This is a genomic window from Glutamicibacter sp. 363, from assembly GCF_052379505.1.
In the GTDB taxonomy this organism is placed as follows: Bacteria; Actinomycetota; Actinomycetes; order Actinomycetales; family Micrococcaceae; genus Glutamicibacter.
This window is the reverse complement of the sequence record NZ_JBQSYR010000018.1, coordinates 83,667-100,448: the sequence shown is the minus strand read 5'-3', so window position 1 is coordinate 100,448 and position 16,782 is coordinate 83,667. Positions and strand designations below refer to the sequence as shown.

Sequence of the window (16,782 nt, the reverse complement as noted above, 5' to 3'; positions counted from 1 at the left end):
CCTAGCTGGGACTCGGCGTCAGACTTGCTTCGGCAGCTACCTGTGCGGTGACCTCAACATCAATTGCCGCGCCGGGTAAGAGCGCCGGGACGCCGGTTCGGGCGAAGTTCTTCATGGTGACGCTCTCTCGCGTCGGTCGCCGGCCTGTTGGTCGACACACCGTTGGCTACCGCCGAGCACCTATCAGTCGCATTCCATTAGTTTTGCTATTCACGGCGCATGTTGAGCTTTCGGTCCCTGAAATGTCATTCACAGTTCCCCGCCTGAGGGGATCCCCCAGCAGTTCGAGTACTGTTCCGGGGTTGGCGGGAAATTCGAGGTCGCACGCGAGCCGTTCTGCTCGCCGATCGCCGCGGCCTTGGTGAGACGGCTCAAACGGTCCCGGACGGGAACTGTTTCTGAGAACTGGATGGCCGCATGTTCCCGGATGCCCCCTGCTACCGTTCGACAGGACCGCCTGCTAGGAAATGCTGGCAACAGCTGGTGGCCAGGGGCTTCGGATTCTTCGTCGGTGATGCCGTCGGTCCGGGATTCACATGAGGGCGTTCCTTGCACGGATTGCGCACGGTCGAGGCACCGAGGCCAGCGGCTGCAAGATGCCCGGGGACGTTAGCGCAGAGCTTTTTGGTGCATCGCGTGCTGCTTCATCCACAGCTTTTCGGACGGTGCCCAGACCTCAGAAGGGCCGAACTGACGATCACCGACAACGGTGTGCCGAATTCCTTCGCTCTTGGAGCGCTCTCGGCAGTTGCCAAACTTCTGGAGGAAACGTAACCGCTCACCGTTTCTTGCCGCGCGCATTGTGTAACGCATCGTCGCAATTAAATGCTCGTGTCGCCATCCAGTGCCCACAAGGTCACGATTCAAACGTCATTCGAACATTTAGCCCTGAGTCATTTATTTCCCAAGAATATTTTCAAAACACGTCAAATTGGATGCATTTCCCCCAAATCATCCCTGAATTGGGGGAACAAATGCCATTCATGTAATTCCTGTGACTGGTGTGACCAGTGTTGCCAACTACCTAATTTTTAGCCTAGTGTGCTATTTGGGATCTTAATCAAAACGCGACCTTCCGTTCTCGGATAATCACAATTCGATCTTTTCCCTCCTGTCATCACCTGAATCTAGTGAGGAACGATATGGCTAACCGCCACTCGCTCGGAGTTGCCGCGTGCACCCTGGCCCTAGCAGTCTCTTGCCTTGCTGGCGCCGTCCCGGCAGCCGCCGCCCCGTCGGCCGCGTTTCCCACCTCCGTCTCTGTTGCAGCAGCACCGTCGAACTCCCCATTGCCATCGGCAACAGAGGTTGAGTCGGCAAAGTCAGACAAGGCAGCAACCAATGAGATGATCTCTCGCCTTGAAGCATCGCTCGATTCCAGTCGCGTAGAACTCCAGCGTGTGGAAACGGCGGCCCTGGAAGCCCAGGAGTCCCTGTTGACCGCCGCAGAAGAACGCGATCTGCGTTCGGCGGAGGCCGACAAGGCAGTCGAACAGGTCGAGTACGCGCAGCAGTATCTCGCACAGAGCCGCAATGACCTGGGTGCGGTTGCTTCGGACATGTACCGCAATGGCGCAAGCAACTCCAGCCTGGGTATCTTGCTTCAGGACGACGAGTCAAACGATCTCTTCTACAAGGCAGCCACCATGAGCGCCTTGAGTGAGAACCGGTCCCAAACGGTCAGCACGGCTACCGAGGCCGAAGCCCTGGTATCAGCTTGGGAAGAGTACGCAGACACCGCGCAGAAGGCCGCTAAGGCCGCAGCTGAGAACTACGATGCGGCCGCGACCAAGGCCAGCTCCACGCTCACCACCTACGAGTCAGCGATTGCTCCGCAGAAAGAATTGCGTGACGAGCTCGTTGGACACCTCGCATTCCTGAAGGAACAGGAAGAGGAAGTAGTTCGCAAGCAGATCGCTGAAGCAGAAGAACAAGCTCAGGAGAAGGCGCTCCAGGAAGTCGTTGAGGCTCCAGCGGCTGAGAAGCCAGTCACGAAAGATGACTTGGCAACCATGCAGCCACTGGCTATCGAAGCTCCTCAGGAACTCGAATTTATCGATTCTGAGGAAGCCACGCCAAAGCCCCTGACTCCGAAGGTCATCGAAGTCGAGAAGGACGAGCCGAAGGCGCCGGAAAAGCCAAAGCAGACCGAGGCTCCGAAGGCACCAGAAAAGCCAAAGGAAACCCAGGCGCCAAAGGCCCCGGAAAAGCCAAAGGAAACCCAGGCGCCAAAGGCCCCGGAAAAGCCGAAGCAGACTGAGACCCCGAAGGCTCCCGAAAAGCCCAAGGCAACTCCGAAGGCTCCCGAGAAGCCGAAGACCACCCCCAAGGAAACCGAGAAGCCGAAGGTTCTCCCCCAGGCACCGGAAAAGCCGAAGGTTATCGAGGAACCAAAGCCGAAGCCTAAGCCAGAACCTAAAAAGGTCCAGCCGAAGGCACCAGAAAAGCCAAAGGCAACCCCTAAGCCTTCGCCAAAGCCAGAGGTGAAGAAGGAAGAGCCGAAGCAGGAGCAGAGTAACAACAGCAATTATTCTGCGGCGATCTCATGGGCCCTGCAGACGGCGAAAGACCCGAGCAAGCGCTACGTGTTCGGCGGCAACGGGCCAAACGTTTTCGACTGCTCTAGCTTCTCGCAAACTGCATTCGCCAAGTCCGGGATCAGCTTGCCACGTACTTCCAGCCAGCAGTTCGCCAGCGCTCCGCAATATGTCTCGCTGAGCCAGCTTCGCCCAGGTGACCTCGTGTTCTCCAGCTCGAATGGCGGAGCTTCGTTCTACCACGTGGCCATCTACATTGGTAACGGCCAGGTAGTCCACGCTCGCAACCCGAACGCCGGCATCACGGTGACTCCGCTGAGCTGGGTCAACAACATGTATCCGAAGGCAGCCCGCTACTAGGCAGGCGCGACCTCGAGAGAAAAAATGCTCCACAGCCAGTTGGCTGCGGAGCATTTTTCTTCTGCGTCCTGCAGTGCGCTTAGGACTAGCGTTCTCGGCGCTACTCAAAAATATGGCCCGGAAGGAACATCTCCTCCCGGGCCATATTGAGCTGCCTACTCGGCTCCGGTATCGAAATCCTTTCGACTAGCGAGCCGTGGATCATCCCCGTCCGGAACTACCATCACCGGGCCCTTCGAGTGGTGCAAGACCCCTTGGCTGGTGGAGCCAAGCAGCATGCCGGCAAATCCACCGCGTCCGCGTGAACCGGTTACCGTGAGGACGGCATGTTCGGACTCGCGAATCAGCACCTCCACAGGCGGACCGGAGATCACGTCGGTCTCGACCTCAAGATTTGGGAAGTGCGAGTTGATCCAGCGGCGCCCGACATCCATTTGATAGCGAACGTCCTCCAGCACCGCTTCCTGGTCGACCGTGGCGGGCATCCATGCGAGTGCCGCCGAAACCGGCGAGACCGCGCATACCACGCGGAGCTTCAGATCCCGGGCCAACGCCGCTTCCGCCGCCGCGAGCACCGCCGAGCGCGCGCGCTCCGAACCATCCACACCAACAACAATCGTCTGGCGCTCGGGCGCCTCCTCTAAGGCCTGCTCCTGCTCCTTGGCCATGGACAATGGCACCACCACAGTGGGGCACTTGGCGTGCGCCGGCAAAGCCGAGGAAACCGATCCCAGAAGCCTGCCTACGAAGCCGCCACGGCCACGAGTGCCGACGACGACGAGCTCGGCATCCGCGCTCAGATCTAGCAGAACCCCAGAAGGATCTCCTGACTCGATGTAGGTGCGAATTGTTGCCTGGCTGCCCTCTAGGTCCGCGCGTGCTTGGCGCACGATGTCCTCGGCTCCGCCACGGATCAAATCGTCATCCAGCGTGGAGTATCCGGCGTCCATGGACGATGCGGCAAAAACGGGAATTGTGTAGGCGGACACGATATTCAGAACACTGCCACGGCGCACCGCTTCTCGTTCCGCCCAGCGCAAGGCGCACTTGCTCTGCTGGGAACCGTCAGCGCCGACGACAATACCCTCGATTTTTTCAGTTTCGACTGGTGCTTCGTCACTCATCAGACTCGCTCCTCATTGACCTGTGATGGCATTGGGTGTGACCCCTCTTACAACCAATGTACTTCCAATCTTCGCCCACAGTGTGAGTTGGGTCTAATGATTTCACGCTAAGCCTACTCAGCTATGAGATCGGTATGTATCTATACCCAAAACGTCATAGAATTTTTACCATGCCCTCCACCACCAAAACTGTGTCTGAGACATCCTTCCCGGCGCGTGTTGACCGATATTTCAAAATCTCGGAACGCCGCTCAACTTTTGCAACCGAAGTTCGTGGCGGCATCGCCACCTTCTTCGCGATGAGCTACATCGTTGTGCTCAATCCGCTTGTACTTTCCGGCGCCGACGCGTCCGGCGGGGAACTCGGAATCCAGCGCGTAGCTGCCGTCACCGCATTCGTTGCAGGTATCCTGACCATTCTGATGGGCATCTGGGCTCGCCACCCATTCGCGATGGCCACCGGGCTGGGCGTAAACGCCTTTGTTGCGATTACGGTGGCGACGAATCCGGAGCTTACCTGGCCAGATGTCATGGGGCTGGTGGTCGTTGCAGGTATCGTCATGTTCCTGTTGGTCCTCACCGGCTTTAGAACCGCCGTGTTCCGCGCCGTTCCGGCGGGTCTGAAGACAGCAATCGTGGTCGGCATCGGCATGTTCATCGCGCTGATCGGTCTGGTCAACGCGGGCTTCGTTCAGCGTATCCCCGATGCTGCGAATACCACCGTGCCGGTAGGCCTGGGTTTCGACGGCAAGCTAATGGGCTGGCCAATCGTGGTCTTTGTGGTCGGATTGCTGCTGACCATGGCCCTTGTAGTGCGCAAGGTCAAGGGCGCTATCCTGATCGGTATCGTCGCAGCCGCGGCTTTGGCAAATATCTTCGAAGCCGTGTTCAACATTGGCGAGAAGGAAACGAGCACCTGGTCTTTGGTGGTTCCTTCGCTGCCAAGCTGGACACTGCCGGATTTGAGCCTCATCGGTCAGGTCAATCTCTTCGGATCATTTGAAAAGCTTGGCGTCACGGCGGCTGCATTGCTCGCCTTCGTGATTCTGCTGTCGATTTTCTTCGACGCCATGGGCACCATGGTTGGCCTGGCCTCCGAAGCGGGCGTCTTGGATAAAGACGGAAATATCCCAAATGTCGACAAGGTCCTTCTGGTCGATGCGGCCGGCGCCATTGTCGGCGGCGGCACCTCCAGCTCATCGGCCCAGATCTTCGTAGAGTCCGGCGCCGGCATCGGCGAAGGTGCACGCACCGGTCTAGCTTCGGTGGTCACTGGTCTGATGCTCATCGTGGCAATGTTCCTGACCCCGCTGATCCACCTTGTCCCTTTCGAAGCGGTCGCACCGGCTCTGGTCGTTGTGGGCTTCATGATGGTTTCGCAGGTCTCTAAAATTGACTGGAATGATTGGGGCATTGCCCTGCCCGCGTTCCTGACCTTCACCTTGATGCCTTTCACTTTTTCCATCGCCAACGGCATCGGAGCTGGCTTCATCTCCTACGTGTTCATCCGAGCCGCGCAGGGCCGCGCGAAGGAGATCCACCCGTTGATGTGGGTTGTCGCGGCCGCCTTTGTGCTGTTCTTCGGTATCGGCCTGATTGAGAATCTCATCGGAATGTAACCGAGGCAGAAGCAACGCCGGCTCGGCACCGTAGAAATACGATGCCGAGCCGACGCTATTTAAAGCCACCGAGCGCGGGCTCGAGTGTGGTGCGTAGATCAGTTCCTGCGTACGCCCATCGTGCAGCGTCGCGGAAATCAGTTAACGATCAAAATCGCCAAACCGCTCAAAGATGCGCTCACGTCCGGTAATTCCGGTAATCACCGGGTAGAGGGTGAGCTGCAGAAAATCCACCAGTCCCGCATCCATCAGCCCGGTTCATCGACAGGCTGCCATGCGAGCGCAGCGGCATGGAGGATTCATTCTTCAACCTGCGCGCCACGTCTACGGCATCCGCGGACTCAAGCGTGCTGTTTTTCCAGCTCAGGTCGGTTTCGGCGTTCATCGTGGGGAGATGACGATTTTGGGTTGGGCTGGCATTTTGGCAACCCACGCGTCCGGGTCTGCCCAATCCGCCAGCTTAGAGGACATCATCGCGTAGGTGATGGCGCCGAAAACCATGCGCGTCGGCTGATCGCACAGACCACTGCGGTGTTCGATGCAGTTCGGGACCTTGCTTGCCCCAGCACCCTGCCCAGGGTTCGGTCGCGGCGGCAAACCCGTCGAGTGAACTGAAAACGTCAAACGCAGAGGTCATCATGACCGCCCCTTAGCTGAGTCGACCATGCATGGCACCTGTTCCCGCACCGATGGGCCGAGGGTACTGGCCTTACTCCTCTGCAGTCCAAAGAACAAAGCCTCTGCACCCGTTGGGTAGCATGTGGGCTGAGGCAATTAGGCGCAGACGAAAGGATGAGGATGTCTCAAGGTAAAAAATGGATTGAGATTGCCGCAGGGTTGAAGAATCAGAGCATGCGAACCGCTTTGGGTCTGGTCCTTGCCGGTGCGCAGGAGCAGCTCAACGACTCGGCCCGGACCAGCAAGGACTTGCAGCGCTGGGCCAAGATTGGATTGCTCACCGCTCATGATGGCCGCTGGCAGCTGAACGATGAACTGCTCGATGATACCCTCGCCGCGGCGGCAGACTCCAACACCCAGCGGGCCGGGGTCATGCGCTACTTCACCGGCCCACGGCTAAATGCCTTACCCGCACGTCCGGCGGATCGCCTTGAAGTCATGCTCCATATCCGCGACCACGTGCTCTTCACCGGAGAATCCCTGCGCGAGGACCAGCTCAACGAGCGGTTGCGGGTGATCCATGAGGACGTGGCGCTGCTACGCCGCTACCTGGTGGACCATGAGCTGGTCCACCGCGATCTCGACGGAAGCCGCTACCGCCTGCCGGCTAGATAATCGGCGCGGCTCCGGCGGCGAAGCGCGCCACCGCGGAGCCTGAAACCAGTTGCGCCGGCAACGGAGCGGTACGCAGATTCTTTTCGAAACTTGCCCCGAGACTCAACGGTTCATCGCTGGCCAGGAAAACGATATTGCCGTACCGCCGCCCCTTGAGCATCGGCGGGTCGGCAATCATTGCCACGTGTGCAAAGACCGAAAGCAAGGTGGCTGCCTCGGCTCGGGCGCCTGCCAGATCGGCCGAGTCGCCACAGTTCAGCAGGTAGACGCCTCCTTGGTCCAGCACGCGTTGGGCCTGCTTGGCGTAGCCGATGGTGGTCAGCTCGCGCGGGGTTGTACTACCGGCGAACACATCGCGAATGATGATGTCGCGGCTGTCATCGCTGAGCGTGGGAAGTACCTGCCCGGCATCACCCACACGCAATCGCACCAGCGGGGCGCGAGGCACTTCGAAACGGGTACGCACCAGCTCGGCGAGCTTCGCATCGAGTTCCACCACGACTTGACGGGCATTCTCATAGGCAGCCGCCACCCAGCGGGCCATCGAGCAACCGCCCCCGCCAAGGTGCAGCACGCGCAGCTTGCGAGCACGACCGTCGAATTGTTCGGCGGGGAATCCGAAGGTAAATACCGGTTCCATCCAGCGCATGTATTCGAAGTCCAGATAACTTGGGTCATCGAGGTCTACGTGGGAAGAGGGAACACCATTGACTTTGAGGATAAAGCGATTCGCCCCATAGGGGTCCGGCTCGATCTCGGCCAACCCGGTATCGATCTCGTAGCTTCCGAGCATGACGTTGCTGTCGGTCTTAGCCATGTCGGCGCACCATCCGAACCTCGCGCAGTCCGGCCCAAGAGCCAACGAGCTCTTCGGAAGTTCCATCCGGGGCGAATCCATGCTTGCTGTAGAAAGCGACGGCTCGCTGATTTCCCGCCAGCACCCAGACCAGAGCCTCACGCTTGCCCAGCACGGTGTCCATCAGATGGGCGCCGAGTCCGCAGCCGTAGTACTCTTCCAGCACGTAGAGCACGCCTAGTTCGATATCGACCCCGGTGTCCTGATCTTCTTCAATGGTTGGCGTGCCACCGGCCAAGCCAATGATCTTTCCGTCGCCGGATTCAGCGATCCAGAATTGGGCTCCCCCGGCCAACCCACGTTCCCACCAGGCCAGCTGCTGCTCAAGCTGCGCTTCGTGGTAGGCGAAGAACTCTTCGTCGCGGAAGCCCGAATAGGCTTGGCGCCAGGCCAGCAACTTCATTTCAAGAGCCGCCCGCAAATCATGTTCTTGGGCTAGTCGGATTCGATATTCGTTCAAAAGTGACACATACATACAGTACGTCAGCGAGGCCCCCTGCGTCGCTAAGCACCACTGCCCTCCTACTTAAGGACTATTGCTTGTGGCCGTGGAGTTTGAAAAACTGCCTAGATAGTTACTTAAAAGACTGAAGCGAAAGGGTGGTCACTGGTGGATCGGAACGAAAAGTTCGCGAACTTTACCGGCGGCGTCGTGACAGGCCTAACGCTGGTCGTCTGCCTGTCCCCGACGTTCTGGATCATCTGCTTCGGATCTCGTCTTTTGATTGTCAGTTTCAGCCTGCTGGCCAAATTTGAAGGCATCTGGGGGCCAACCACCGCCAAGCACTGGTACTACATTCTTCCCATGATCCTTGCTCCAACGATCGGGGGCCTGCTGCGCGAAACAGGTTACGCATTATGGCTCGGAGCCATCGTCGCGGTGCTCGGTGGTTTTGCGACAAACTTGCTCGTCCGGCGTTTCCCGCCGTTCAAGATTCCGGCTTCCTCGGTGGCGAGCCAGTACTCCACCAGCTCGCTCTCCGGCTAGATCACCCGAGCAATGGCGAATCCGTCCCAGCCCTTGGCCCCAATGGTCTGCAGCGCGGTTGCCGAGACCCGTGGTGAATCGCGCAGCCAGCTGAGCCCTTCTTGCACGCCCCGCACATCCGCCTCGTTTGCCCCGTGCTCGGCCGCGTCGTCGAGCACCGCTCCACCGCGAATGACGTTATCGAGGATCAGCACCGTCCCGGGACGCGAGAGTTGTAGGGCAAGTTCCAAGTAGCTCACGTTATTGCGCTTGTCTGCGTCGATGAAGATCAGTTCAAAGGGTTCGGTGCCCGCGGCGATCAGATTCTCAAGCGATCCCTTGGCTGCACCGAGTTTGATCTCAACCCGCTCCGAAAGACCGGCACGTTGCAAATTCTCACGGGCGATAGAAGCATGCAGGGGCTCAAATTCACAGGAGATCACCTGCCCGCGCTCACCCACCCCACGGGCAAGCCAGCTCGTTGAATACCCGCCAAGCGTGCCGACCTCAAGCACGCGCCGAGCACCGACTATCTCGGCCATCAGCTGCAGGAATTTGCCCTGAGCGGTGCTGACTTCGATTCGAGGCAAACCTGCGTCATGCGCGTGTTCTCTACCGGCCTCAAGTTCTGGGATTTCGAGCCCCAGCACCTCATTGAGATAGGTGTCGACCTCCGCGCTCTCGCGTTCTGCAGAATGGCGGATCATCTCATTACTCCTCGCTGGACTCGATCGCCTGCTCCAGGCGCCGGACCTTTCCGTCCAATTCACCCGTATATCCCGGGCGAATATCTGCCTTGAGCACCAGCGAAACTCGGGAACCATACTTGCTTACGGCCATGGTGGCATCCTTGACGACAGCCATGACTTCGTCCCATTCGCCCTCGATTTCGGTGAACATCGAGCTGGTGCGGTTCGGAAGCCCGGAAGCGCGCACAATGCGCACCGCTTCGGCTACGGCGCCATGAACCGAGGCATCGGCGTTGTCGGTACTTGGGGCAACTGAAAAAGCTACGATCATATCTCTACTCTCCCACCGACGCTAGAGCTTGTCACGACGTTGCTGCGGCTATCCGCGTCGGGATGCCGGCACACGCCTAAAATGAGCATTATGGATTTCAGCGCCTTCTCTCGATACACCGCACTTGGCCTAGCACCGGACGCGGATCCACTCCTGGTTCGGGCAGAAGAGCAAAACAGCGATTACGAGTCCGGGCTGGTCTCTTTCGGCGGCCAGCGGTGGCGGATCCGAACGGCCCGCATCACCGATGCCAAACCCGGAGCGTTCCTCGCTTGCTGGACTCGAAACGCCGACGGGCGTACCGAACCTTTTAGCGCGGACGAGCAGATTTCAGGACTTCTGGTTTTTGTGCAAGACGCCGAGCATTTCGGAGTCTTCCGGTTCACCGCCGAACAGTTGCGCAATCTTGGTATCACCAGCTCGGAAGCGAAGCCCGGCAAACGCGGATTTCGGGTTTACCCCAGCTGGTGCGCCGAGTTGAATCCGCAGGCGCGACGCACGCAGCGAGCCCAAGCTGCGGCCTTTAGCGTACTTAGCTAGGCATCCCGGCCGCGGGCCGCCGCTGCCGGCGAGCGCCTGCCGACCCGCTTAGGCAGCCAGTCCGGTGGCACGCAGCGCGACCGCAGCCAAGGCGCCAACGAGCACCACCACGAGGTATGGGGCTTTGAAGACCAGCGCGATCGTTGCCGCTGCCAGCGCACCGATACGCGCGTCAATGACAAGTTCCTGCCCGCTGGTCACCGCGTTCATGGTGACCAGCGAGGCCAGCAGGGCAACGGTGAGGGTTGCTGCCACATGGCTCATCAACGGAGAATCAAGTACTTTTCGCGGCACAAAATAGCCGCAGATCTTCAGCGCGAAGGCCGCCGCGCAGGCGCCGAGCAGCCACCAACTCAATTCGCTCATGGCTTCTCCCGATCTACTTGCTGCAGGTCTCCGTGTTCGGTCGCCGGTTCGGCGCGGCGCCCGGTGAGCACCGCAAACGCCACCGCGCAGCCGGCGGTGATCAAAATTGGCACGCCGGGAACCGTCAGCGGCACGGCAAACGCGGTGACCACGGCCGCGGCGAAGGCGACGATAATCGGCTGGGCGGATTTCAGCCGCGGCCACAATAGTCCGAGGAACGCCGCGACCGCGGCTCCGTCGAGTCCCCACGCGGCCGGGTCCCCCATCCGTTCGCCGAGTAGGGCGCCAACGAGCGTAAACAGGTTCCAGAGCGCATACACGCCGAGCCCGGCGGTCCAGAAACCACGGTGCCGCTCGCTTTGGCTCGCCTGTCCAAGGCTTGTTGCGGTGGACTCGTCGATGGTGACCTGAGCCATCAGCGGAACCATGCGCGCCCCGGGGCGCAGGGTCTGCTTGAGCTGCATCCCGTACACCGCATTGCGCACTCCGAGCAGTGTCGCCGCAGAGAAAGCCGCCGAGGCGGCCCCGCCGCCGGAGATCACCCCGATGAAGGCGAACTGCGACCCGCCGGTGAACATCAGGGCGCTCAACGCCACCGTCTGCCAAAGGTTCAGCCCCGCGGCGATGGCCAGAGCGCCAAAGGAAATCCCGTAGAGGCCTGTCGCAAGCGCGATGGACAGGCCCATCTTCGTGGCCGGGGTCAGCCAGCTAGACGGTGTGGCGGGCATCGTAGCGAATCTTGTAGACACCGCGTTTGACCCGGGCTTGGCCAATTTTTACCTCGTCCAGCTGCTCCACGTGTTGCACATGGGTTCCACCGCACGGTTCGCTGTTCACTCCGGCGATGCTAACCGTACGGTGGCCCTGCTCATCGATCAGGGTGCTGATTTCGCCACCCTGGGAAATCAGCTCATCCACCCGCTGCTGCAGCCAGGCTTCCGCCGCTGCCCGCTCGGCTTCGTCGCCCAGCGGCAAGTCCACGCTGGAGGGGTCAAAATCCAGGCGTGACTGTCCCTGGAAATGCGAGTGGCCGCGGTGTTCCCAACCGCGCTCTTCCCCCGCAAAACCAAGAATATGCCCCGCGGTGTGCAAGGCCGCATTGCTGCGTCGGGTTTCGGCGTCAATGCTCGAAGTGACTGTTTCCCCGACGGCATGGTCTCCTGCGCCGTAGAGAATCACCGTTCCGCTTGCCGAGCGGCCCACATCGACCGCAACGCCGTTGACCGTGCCCCGGTCCTCCTGCTGCCCGCCGCCGCGCGGGTGGAAGATGTTCGGGCTCAGCGCAATCCAGTTCCCCGTCTCGTCGCTGCCCGAGCCGATGACCGTGGCTTGGGCGGTGAAGACGTAGGAATCGTGAAGATACAGCTGATATTGCGTAGTGGTTGTTTCGGTGCTCATGATTGCTCTAGTTCCTGCCGGAGTTCTGCCGGGCGGTTGCTGGTAATTTGGGTGACGCCTAAGTTGATCAGGTACTGCGCGTCGGCGGGGCGGTCAACCGTCCAGATCCGGGCGGTCAATCCACGCTCCAGCCACCTGCGCACCAGCGGCTCGTTGGCTCGGACCCAGGCGTTGCCAGGGCCAATGATACCGGCGCCACCGGCATCGATGAGTTCGATGCCCTCGGCCACCGAACGGCGCATGACCTCATAGAGCGCCGCGCGTCCGGTCTGCCCGCCGGCCATCAGCTCGGTGACGTATTGCGGATCGATCTCGGTCATCAGCTGGCAAAGCTGTGCACGATTGACCGTACGCGAGAGGAAGCGGAGGCAGTCCGGCTCGAAGCTCATCAGCGTCACCTGGATCTGCCCCCTCCGACCGGCTTTGCCAGTTTGCGGGTCGAACCCGAAGCCGGCAAGCACCTTCAGCGTTTCCTCCTCCAGCAGGTGGCCAAAGGGGCTCGGATGCTTGAGCTCTACGGCCAGCCCGATGCCGAGGCCGCGTTCGTCGATGAGCTCAAGGAGTTCGCCAAGGCTCAGCAGCTGTTCATTTTCCGCCCCATACTCCGCGGGAACCGCTACCGGCATGTAGGAGGAAAAGTCCATGGATCGCAGTTCGTCAAGCGTGTATCCGGCCACCTCTCCGGTGCTATCCGAGGTGCGGTCCACGGTCGGATCGTGGTGGCAGACCACAACACCATCCCGGCTCAGATGCACATCGCATTCGATGCCGTCCGCCCCCTCATCCATCGCCTGCAGATAAGCGGCACGGGTATTTTCGGCATATCTGTGCGAACTGCCGCGATGAGCGTAGAAGAGCGTGTCCATAACCCCTACGCTACTGGTTTGCCCCTGTGGCGCACGTGATTAATGCCGTGCCGCGCACTGGGTAAAGTGGGGCGCATGCCAGAACTTCTCGATCAGCGCGCCCAGGACCTCCGAGGGATGAAGCGTGTAGCTACCCTGCTCTTCCTGCTGATGTGTGCCCTGTTCATCATCAGCGTGCTGTTCCAGGAGCTTGTCCCCGGGCTTAGCTACCTGAAGGCGGCCGCTGAGGGCGGCATGGTGGGCGCCGTCGCCGACTGGTTTGCGGTGACCGCGCTCTTCCGGCACCCCTTCGGACTGAAGATCCCGCATACCAATCTGATTCAACGGAAGAAGACCGAGCTGGGCGCCTCGCTAGGCGACTTCGTTCAGCAGAATTTCCTCACTCCGGATGTCATCTCAGCCAAATTGCGCCAAGCGGATCTGGGCCTGCGCGCGGGCCGCTACCTCTCCAGCGACCCGGGGGCGCAGGCCACGGCGGCACAGGTTTCCGCCATGGCTACCGGTGCTTTGAATTCCCTGGACGATGAGCAGGTGCTGACGGTGCTGCAGGTGCTGGCCACCGATTACATGGTCGCTCCCGAATGGTCCACGACCTTAGGCACGCTCGGCCAGAAACTCATAGATGATGGGCACCATGAGGCCGCGGTCGAATTGCTTGCGGAGCGGGCAGGTTCCTGGGTGGCGGACCATCCGGAGGTTTTCCTCGAGGTAGTTTCCGGGCGCTCCCCCTCATGGGTTCCGCGTTTGGTCGACGAGATGCTGGCGCAAAAGGTCCACCAGGAACTGCGTGGATTGCTTTTTGCGGTGGCCGGAACTAAGCGCCATCCGCTGCGGCTGGCGCTCACCGGCTGGTTGGCGGAATTCACCGTGGCAATGCAGCACGATCCCGAAACCATCAACAAGGTTGAAGGGTTCAAGCACTCGCTGCTCGGCGATCAACAGCTGCGTGAGCTGGCAATGCGCGGCTGGGCTTCGCTGAAGACCGGGCTGATCGATTCCCTGCAGGACCCGGCGTCCCCCTTGCGCAGCGCACTCCGTGCGGCAATCGCCACCTTCGGCGAGCGCCTGCAAAGCGACACGCAATTGCGTGGAAATTTGGAGGACCGCGCCATCGATGGCGTTGCCTCGCTCGTCGCACGGCACGGTGCGACGCTGGCCGGATTGGTCAGCGACACGGTCCAGGCCTGGGATCCGGCCGAGGCCAGCGAGAAACTCGAGCTGCAGGTGGGCCGGGATCTGCAGTTCATCCGAATCAATGGAACCGTGATTGGCGCGCTGGCCGGCGTGGTCATTTTCTCTGCCGGGGAGCTGATTTTGGCTTTTTCGAGCTGACCTGCCAATTCTTCCGTTCGTCACACCCGTTGATGCATCTTTCCATCGAGGCCGACAAGAGATTAGTATTCAAGCAGTCTCAATAACTGTCGAATAAGTATTTCTCACTATCGAACCGGCTGGCTAGAGTTGCCATGAACGTCGCTACAGCCTTCAGCGCGGATCGACGATCGGAGCATCCATGGAAACCAGACTTTTACGCTACTTCGTCGCAGTTGCCGAAGAACGCCACTTCGGCCGCGCTGCCGAACGGCTGCATATGGCCCAGCCCCCGCTCTCGCAGCAGATCAAGCAGCTCGAAGAGCAACTGGGGACCCAGCTTTTCATCCGCACCACCCGCAAGGTGGACCTCACCCCCGCCGGAGAGCTGCTGCTCACCCGCGCCCGGGCGCTGCTCGAAGAGCACCAGCAGCTGGCTCGTGACGTGCGCACCGTGGGCGCCGGGGCCAGCGGCGTTTTGCGCTTGGGCTCCACCGGCAGCGCCACCTACCGCATCATGCCGCAGGTCATTGCAGCGACCAGCGAGCATATGCCAGGGCTGCAGCTGAACGTCCAGGGGGAAATGCTCACCCCGGAAATGGAAGAAGCCCTCGCCGAAGGCCGGCTCGATATCGCGATCCTGCGCCCACCGGTGCACAACGAGGAGGTTGAATACTCCCTGTTGGAGAAGGACTTGCTCGCCGTCGCTCTGCCGGCCGGGCACCGGCTGGCTTCGCACGGGGAAATCGATATCGCCGAACTGCGCACCGAGGACTTCATCTGCTACCCCACCGCGTCGGCGGTCAACACCATTTTCGTTGAGACCTGCCGCAATGCCGGGTTCATCCCGCGCACCGCGCAGGTGGCCCGCGAAACCTCAACCTTGCTCACCTTCATCGCGGCGGGCCTGGGCATTGGCATGGTCCCGACCTCCAATTACCTGCCGCACAGCGAGCGGATCGTCTTCCGGCCGCTGCGCAACGCACCGGCAGTGGATCTTGCGGTGGCGTGGAAGGCCGGCAACCAGGCTCCCCTGGTCCAGAACTTCTTGAAACTCTGCACCACCTTGACCTCCGTGGAAGGAAATTCCGAATGAAAATTGCGCGCATCGAAGCGATTCCCTACGCAATCCCCTATACCCACCCCTTGCGTTTCGCCAGCGGCGAGGTGCATACCGCGGACCACGTGCTGGTTCGCGTGCACACCGACGAGGGGATCATCGGCACCGCCGACGCACCGCCCCGCCCGTATACCTACGGCGAAACCCAGACCTCGATCCGCACCATCGTGCAAGACATCTTTGGCCCCCAGGTGATCGGCCTGGACATCTTCGACCGGGAAAAGATCCGCCAGATCATGGAGCGCACCATCCACAATCAGGTGGCCAAGGGTGCGCTGGACATCGCCATCTGGGACGCTATCGGCCAGGCTGCCAATACCCCGGTGCACAAGCTCCTGGGCGGCTTCACCGATTCGATGCGGGTCTCGCACATGCTTGGTTTCCGCCCGGCCCAGGATTTGCTCGACGAAGCGCTGCGCTTCGGCGAAGAGTACGGAATCACCACCTTCAAGCTCAAGGTGGGACGGCGCCCCTTGGCGCTGGATATCGAGGCTTGCCGGGTTTTGCGCGAGGGCTTGGGCGAAAACGTCGAAATCTACCTCGATGCCAACCGCGGCTGGACCGCCAACGAGGCCATGGAAGTCCTGCGTCAGACCGAAGGCCTCGGGCTGACGATGCTCGAAGAACCTTGCGACGCCAAGGAAGCCATGAGCCGGCGCCGCCTCGTCGAGCACTCCCCGATCCCGATTGTCGCCGATGAATCCGTGCCAACCGCCGGTGATGTCTCGCGCGAACTGCTTTCCGGCGGTGCCAACGCGATCTGCATCAAGACCGCCCGCTCGGGTTTCACCGAAGCCACCGAAATCCTGGGCCTGTGCACCGGGTTGGGCGTGGATGTCACCATGGGCAACCAGATCGATACCCAGGTCGGTTCGCTGGCCACCGTCACCTTCGGCGCCGCCCACCAAGCAACCACCCGCAAGGCCGGCGAGCTGTCAAACTTCTTGGACATGACCGATGACCTGCTTGCCGATCCACTGGTTATCACCGATGGCCGCATTTCGGTGCGCAACGTTCCAGGAGTCGGTGCCGCCATCGACGAAACCAAGCTGGCGCACTACCGCCAGGACTAGCAGTAGCCCACCCCAACTTTAGGAGAACCCATGTTGTTCCTTGCACGTATGGACGTAACTTTCCCCGCATACCTCACGGCCGAAGAGGTCACCGACTTCCAGGTCCGCGAGAAGGCCTATTCGGCACAGCTGCAGCAAAGCGGCAAGATGCAGGGCCTGTGGCGCATCGTCGGAGAGTACGCGAACCACTCGCTATTCAACGTCGAGTCAAATGACGAGCTTCACCAGATCCTCAGCGGCTTCCCGATGTACGCGCACATGAAAATCAAGGTAACTCCCCTGGCGAAGCACCCGAATTCACTGAGCTAGCGGCTTTTTAAGAGCCAACCACC

The 16,782-nt window shown here is 60.6% G+C and carries 20 protein-coding genes; 9 read left to right on the top strand and 11 right to left on the bottom strand.

Features of this window, described 5'->3' with window-relative positions:
- Positions 1 to 249 precede the first annotated feature (249 nt).
- Positions 250 to 375 carry a hypothetical protein gene (locus ACT3UA_RS12550; protein ID WP_444616745.1) on the bottom strand — a complete coding sequence of 42 codons (126 nt, stop codon included), beginning with the start codon at positions 373 to 375 and terminating at the stop codon, positions 250 to 252.
- Between the two features lie 767 nt (positions 376 to 1,142).
- Between ACT3UA_RS12550 and ACT3UA_RS12545 the strand changes: the two genes are divergently transcribed.
- A complete protein-coding gene (locus ACT3UA_RS12545; RefSeq protein ID WP_444616743.1) occupies positions 1,143 to 2,897 on the top strand; it encodes an NlpC/P60 family protein in 1,755 nt (584 codons plus the stop codon).
- A gap of 155 nt (positions 2,898 to 3,052) precedes the next feature.
- On the opposite strand, the gene ACT3UA_RS12540 is transcribed toward ACT3UA_RS12545, so the two are convergent.
- Positions 3,053 to 4,021 carry a universal stress protein gene (locus tag ACT3UA_RS12540; RefSeq protein WP_444616741.1) on the bottom strand — a complete coding sequence of 323 codons (969 nt, stop codon included), beginning with the start codon at positions 4,019 to 4,021 and terminating at the stop codon, positions 3,053 to 3,055.
- A gap of 170 nt (positions 4,022 to 4,191) precedes the next feature.
- Between ACT3UA_RS12540 and ACT3UA_RS12535 the strand changes: the two genes are divergently transcribed.
- Positions 4,192 to 5,640 carry an NCS2 family permease gene (locus ACT3UA_RS12535; RefSeq protein ID WP_096285825.1) on the top strand — a complete coding sequence of 483 codons (1,449 nt, stop codon included), beginning with the start codon at positions 4,192 to 4,194 and terminating at the stop codon, positions 5,638 to 5,640.
- Positions 5,641 to 5,818: 178 nt separating this feature from the next.
- On the opposite strand, the gene ACT3UA_RS12530 is transcribed toward ACT3UA_RS12535, so the two are convergent.
- On the bottom strand, positions 5,819 to 6,025 hold the full coding sequence (locus tag ACT3UA_RS12530; protein WP_255248415.1) for a hypothetical protein: 207 nt from the start codon (positions 6,023 to 6,025) through the stop codon (positions 5,819 to 5,821).
- A 467-nt stretch (positions 6,026 to 6,492) separates the two neighbouring features.
- Between ACT3UA_RS12530 and ACT3UA_RS12525 the strand changes: the two genes are divergently transcribed.
- Positions 6,493 to 6,933, top strand: a complete 441-nt coding sequence (locus ACT3UA_RS12525) for a DUF2087 domain-containing protein (RefSeq protein ID WP_444616738.1) — start codon at positions 6,493 to 6,495, stop codon at positions 6,931 to 6,933.
- Here the strand turns inward: ACT3UA_RS12525 and ACT3UA_RS12520 are convergent.
- Both ACT3UA_RS12520 and ACT3UA_RS12515 read right to left on the bottom strand, forming a co-directional pair.
- Complete coding sequence (locus ACT3UA_RS12520) at positions 6,926 to 7,750, bottom strand: spermidine synthase (RefSeq protein ID WP_255248417.1); 825 nt, start codon at positions 7,748 to 7,750, stop codon at positions 6,926 to 6,928. The genes ACT3UA_RS12525 and ACT3UA_RS12520 overlap by 8 nt on opposite strands.
- Positions 7,743 to 8,192, bottom strand: a complete 450-nt coding sequence (locus tag ACT3UA_RS12515; RefSeq protein WP_444616736.1) for a GNAT family N-acetyltransferase — start codon at positions 8,190 to 8,192, stop codon at positions 7,743 to 7,745. Before ACT3UA_RS12515 ends, ACT3UA_RS12520 begins: the two co-directional genes overlap by 8 nt.
- A gap of 207 nt (positions 8,193 to 8,399) precedes the next feature.
- Here ACT3UA_RS12515 and ACT3UA_RS12510 point away from each other — a divergent pair, with 207 nt between their 5' ends.
- Positions 8,400 to 8,777 (top strand): hypothetical protein, encoded by a 378-nt coding sequence (locus ACT3UA_RS12510; protein ID WP_444616734.1) that lies wholly within the window; start codon positions 8,400 to 8,402, stop codon positions 8,775 to 8,777.
- On the opposite strand, the gene ACT3UA_RS12505 is transcribed toward ACT3UA_RS12510, so the two are convergent.
- Positions 8,774 to 9,463, bottom strand: coding sequence for an O-methyltransferase (locus tag ACT3UA_RS12505; protein ID WP_444616732.1), 690 nt, complete (start codon positions 9,461 to 9,463; stop codon positions 8,774 to 8,776). The two genes, ACT3UA_RS12510 and ACT3UA_RS12505, sit on opposite strands and share 4 nt — an antisense overlap.
- A 4-nt stretch (positions 9,464 to 9,467) precedes the next feature.
- A complete protein-coding gene (locus tag ACT3UA_RS12500) occupies positions 9,468 to 9,776 on the bottom strand; it encodes a thiamine-binding protein (RefSeq protein WP_096285835.1) in 309 nt (102 codons plus the stop codon).
- A 90-nt stretch (positions 9,777 to 9,866) separates the two neighbouring features.
- Here ACT3UA_RS12500 and ACT3UA_RS12495 point away from each other — a divergent pair, with 90 nt between their 5' ends.
- Positions 9,867 to 10,316, top strand: coding sequence for a MepB family protein (locus ACT3UA_RS12495; RefSeq protein WP_096285837.1), 450 nt, complete (start codon positions 9,867 to 9,869; stop codon positions 10,314 to 10,316).
- Positions 10,317 to 10,364: 48 nt separating this feature from the next.
- Here ACT3UA_RS12495 and ACT3UA_RS12490 read toward each other — a convergent pair whose 3' ends face one another.
- From ACT3UA_RS12490 to ACT3UA_RS12475, 4 genes are read right to left on the bottom strand one after another with little or no spacing between them, the layout of a single operon-like run.
- Positions 10,365 to 10,682, bottom strand: a complete 318-nt coding sequence (locus ACT3UA_RS12490) for an AzlD domain-containing protein (protein WP_096285839.1) — start codon at positions 10,680 to 10,682, stop codon at positions 10,365 to 10,367.
- Positions 10,679 to 11,410, bottom strand: a complete 732-nt coding sequence (locus ACT3UA_RS12485; RefSeq protein WP_255248418.1) for an AzlC family ABC transporter permease — start codon at positions 11,408 to 11,410, stop codon at positions 10,679 to 10,681. Before ACT3UA_RS12485 ends, ACT3UA_RS12490 begins: the two co-directional genes overlap by 4 nt.
- On the bottom strand, positions 11,391 to 12,080 hold the full coding sequence (locus tag ACT3UA_RS12480; protein ID WP_444616729.1) for a hypothetical protein: 690 nt from the start codon (positions 12,078 to 12,080) through the stop codon (positions 11,391 to 11,393). The genes ACT3UA_RS12485 and ACT3UA_RS12480 overlap by 20 nt, the downstream gene beginning before the upstream one ends.
- Positions 12,077 to 12,946, bottom strand: coding sequence for a glycerophosphodiester phosphodiesterase (locus ACT3UA_RS12475; protein ID WP_444616727.1), 870 nt, complete (start codon positions 12,944 to 12,946; stop codon positions 12,077 to 12,079). Before ACT3UA_RS12475 ends, ACT3UA_RS12480 begins: the two co-directional genes overlap by 4 nt.
- Before the next feature lie 75 nt (positions 12,947 to 13,021).
- Here ACT3UA_RS12475 and ACT3UA_RS12470 point away from each other — a divergent pair, with 75 nt between their 5' ends.
- The 4 genes from ACT3UA_RS12470 to ACT3UA_RS12455 all read left to right on the top strand — a co-directional run bounded on the left by ACT3UA_RS12470 (position 13,022) and on the right by ACT3UA_RS12455 (position 16,759).
- A complete protein-coding gene (locus tag ACT3UA_RS12470; RefSeq protein WP_176484159.1) occupies positions 13,022 to 14,278 on the top strand; it encodes a DUF445 domain-containing protein in 1,257 nt (418 codons plus the stop codon).
- 181 nt (positions 14,279 to 14,459) lie between these two features.
- Positions 14,460 to 15,353: a LysR substrate-binding domain-containing protein gene (locus ACT3UA_RS12465; RefSeq protein WP_096285850.1), complete on the top strand. Its 894-nt coding sequence runs from the start codon at positions 14,460 to 14,462 to the stop codon at positions 15,351 to 15,353.
- Positions 15,350 to 16,450 carry an enolase C-terminal domain-like protein gene (locus ACT3UA_RS12460; RefSeq protein WP_096285852.1) on the top strand — a complete coding sequence of 367 codons (1,101 nt, stop codon included), beginning with the start codon at positions 15,350 to 15,352 and terminating at the stop codon, positions 16,448 to 16,450. Before ACT3UA_RS12465 ends, ACT3UA_RS12460 begins: the two co-directional genes overlap by 4 nt.
- Positions 16,451 to 16,480: 30 nt before the next feature.
- Complete coding sequence (locus tag ACT3UA_RS12455; RefSeq protein WP_096285854.1) at positions 16,481 to 16,759, top strand: muconolactone Delta-isomerase family protein; 279 nt, start codon at positions 16,481 to 16,483, stop codon at positions 16,757 to 16,759.
- Positions 16,760 to 16,782: the final 23 nt, after the last annotated feature.

Bases quoted from the DNA above. Each gene is read 5' to 3' on its own strand.
- ACT3UA_RS12460 (WP_096285852.1), top strand. From the start codon at position 15,350: ATGAAAATTGCGCGCATCGAAGCGATTCCCTACGCAATCCCCTATACC.
- ACT3UA_RS12545 (WP_444616743.1), top strand. From the start codon at position 1,143: ATGGCTAACCGCCACTCGCTCGGAGTTGCCGCGTGCACCCTGGCCCTA.
- ACT3UA_RS12455 (WP_096285854.1), top strand. From the start codon at position 16,481: ATGTTGTTCCTTGCACGTATGGACGTAACTTTCCCCGCATACCTCACG.
- ACT3UA_RS12490 (WP_096285839.1), bottom strand. From the start codon at position 10,682: ATGAGCGAATTGAGTTGGTGGCTGCTCGGCGCCTGCGCGGCGGCCTTC.
- ACT3UA_RS12525 (WP_444616738.1), top strand. From the start codon at position 6,493: ATGCGAACCGCTTTGGGTCTGGTCCTTGCCGGTGCGCAGGAGCAGCTC.
- ACT3UA_RS12470 (WP_176484159.1), top strand. From the start codon at position 13,022: ATGCCAGAACTTCTCGATCAGCGCGCCCAGGACCTCCGAGGGATGAAG.
- ACT3UA_RS12535 (WP_096285825.1), top strand. From the start codon at position 4,192: ATGCCCTCCACCACCAAAACTGTGTCTGAGACATCCTTCCCGGCGCGT.
- ACT3UA_RS12480 (WP_444616729.1), bottom strand. From the start codon at position 12,080: ATGAGCACCGAAACAACCACTACGCAATATCAGCTGTATCTTCACGAT.
- ACT3UA_RS12530 (WP_255248415.1), bottom strand. From the start codon at position 6,025: ATGAACGCCGAAACCGACCTGAGCTGGAAAAACAGCACGCTTGAGTCC.
- ACT3UA_RS12485 (WP_255248418.1), bottom strand. From the start codon at position 11,410: ATGCCCGCCACACCGTCTAGCTGGCTGACCCCGGCCACGAAGATGGGC.
- ACT3UA_RS12515 (WP_444616736.1), bottom strand. From the start codon at position 8,192: ATGAAGTTGCTGGCCTGGCGCCAAGCCTATTCGGGCTTCCGCGACGAA.
- ACT3UA_RS12495 (WP_096285837.1), top strand. From the start codon at position 9,867: ATGGATTTCAGCGCCTTCTCTCGATACACCGCACTTGGCCTAGCACCG.
- ACT3UA_RS12465 (WP_096285850.1), top strand. From the start codon at position 14,460: ATGGAAACCAGACTTTTACGCTACTTCGTCGCAGTTGCCGAAGAACGC.
- ACT3UA_RS12540 (WP_444616741.1), bottom strand. From the start codon at position 4,021: ATGAGTGACGAAGCACCAGTCGAAACTGAAAAAATCGAGGGTATTGTC.
- ACT3UA_RS12505 (WP_444616732.1), bottom strand. From the start codon at position 9,463: ATGATCCGCCATTCTGCAGAACGCGAGAGCGCGGAGGTCGACACCTAT.
- ACT3UA_RS12500 (WP_096285835.1), bottom strand. From the start codon at position 9,776: ATGATCGTAGCTTTTTCAGTTGCCCCAAGTACCGACAACGCCGATGCC.
- ACT3UA_RS12475 (WP_444616727.1), bottom strand. From the start codon at position 12,946: ATGGACACGCTCTTCTACGCTCATCGCGGCAGTTCGCACAGATATGCC.
- ACT3UA_RS12520 (WP_255248417.1), bottom strand. From the start codon at position 7,750: ATGGCTAAGACCGACAGCAACGTCATGCTCGGAAGCTACGAGATCGAT.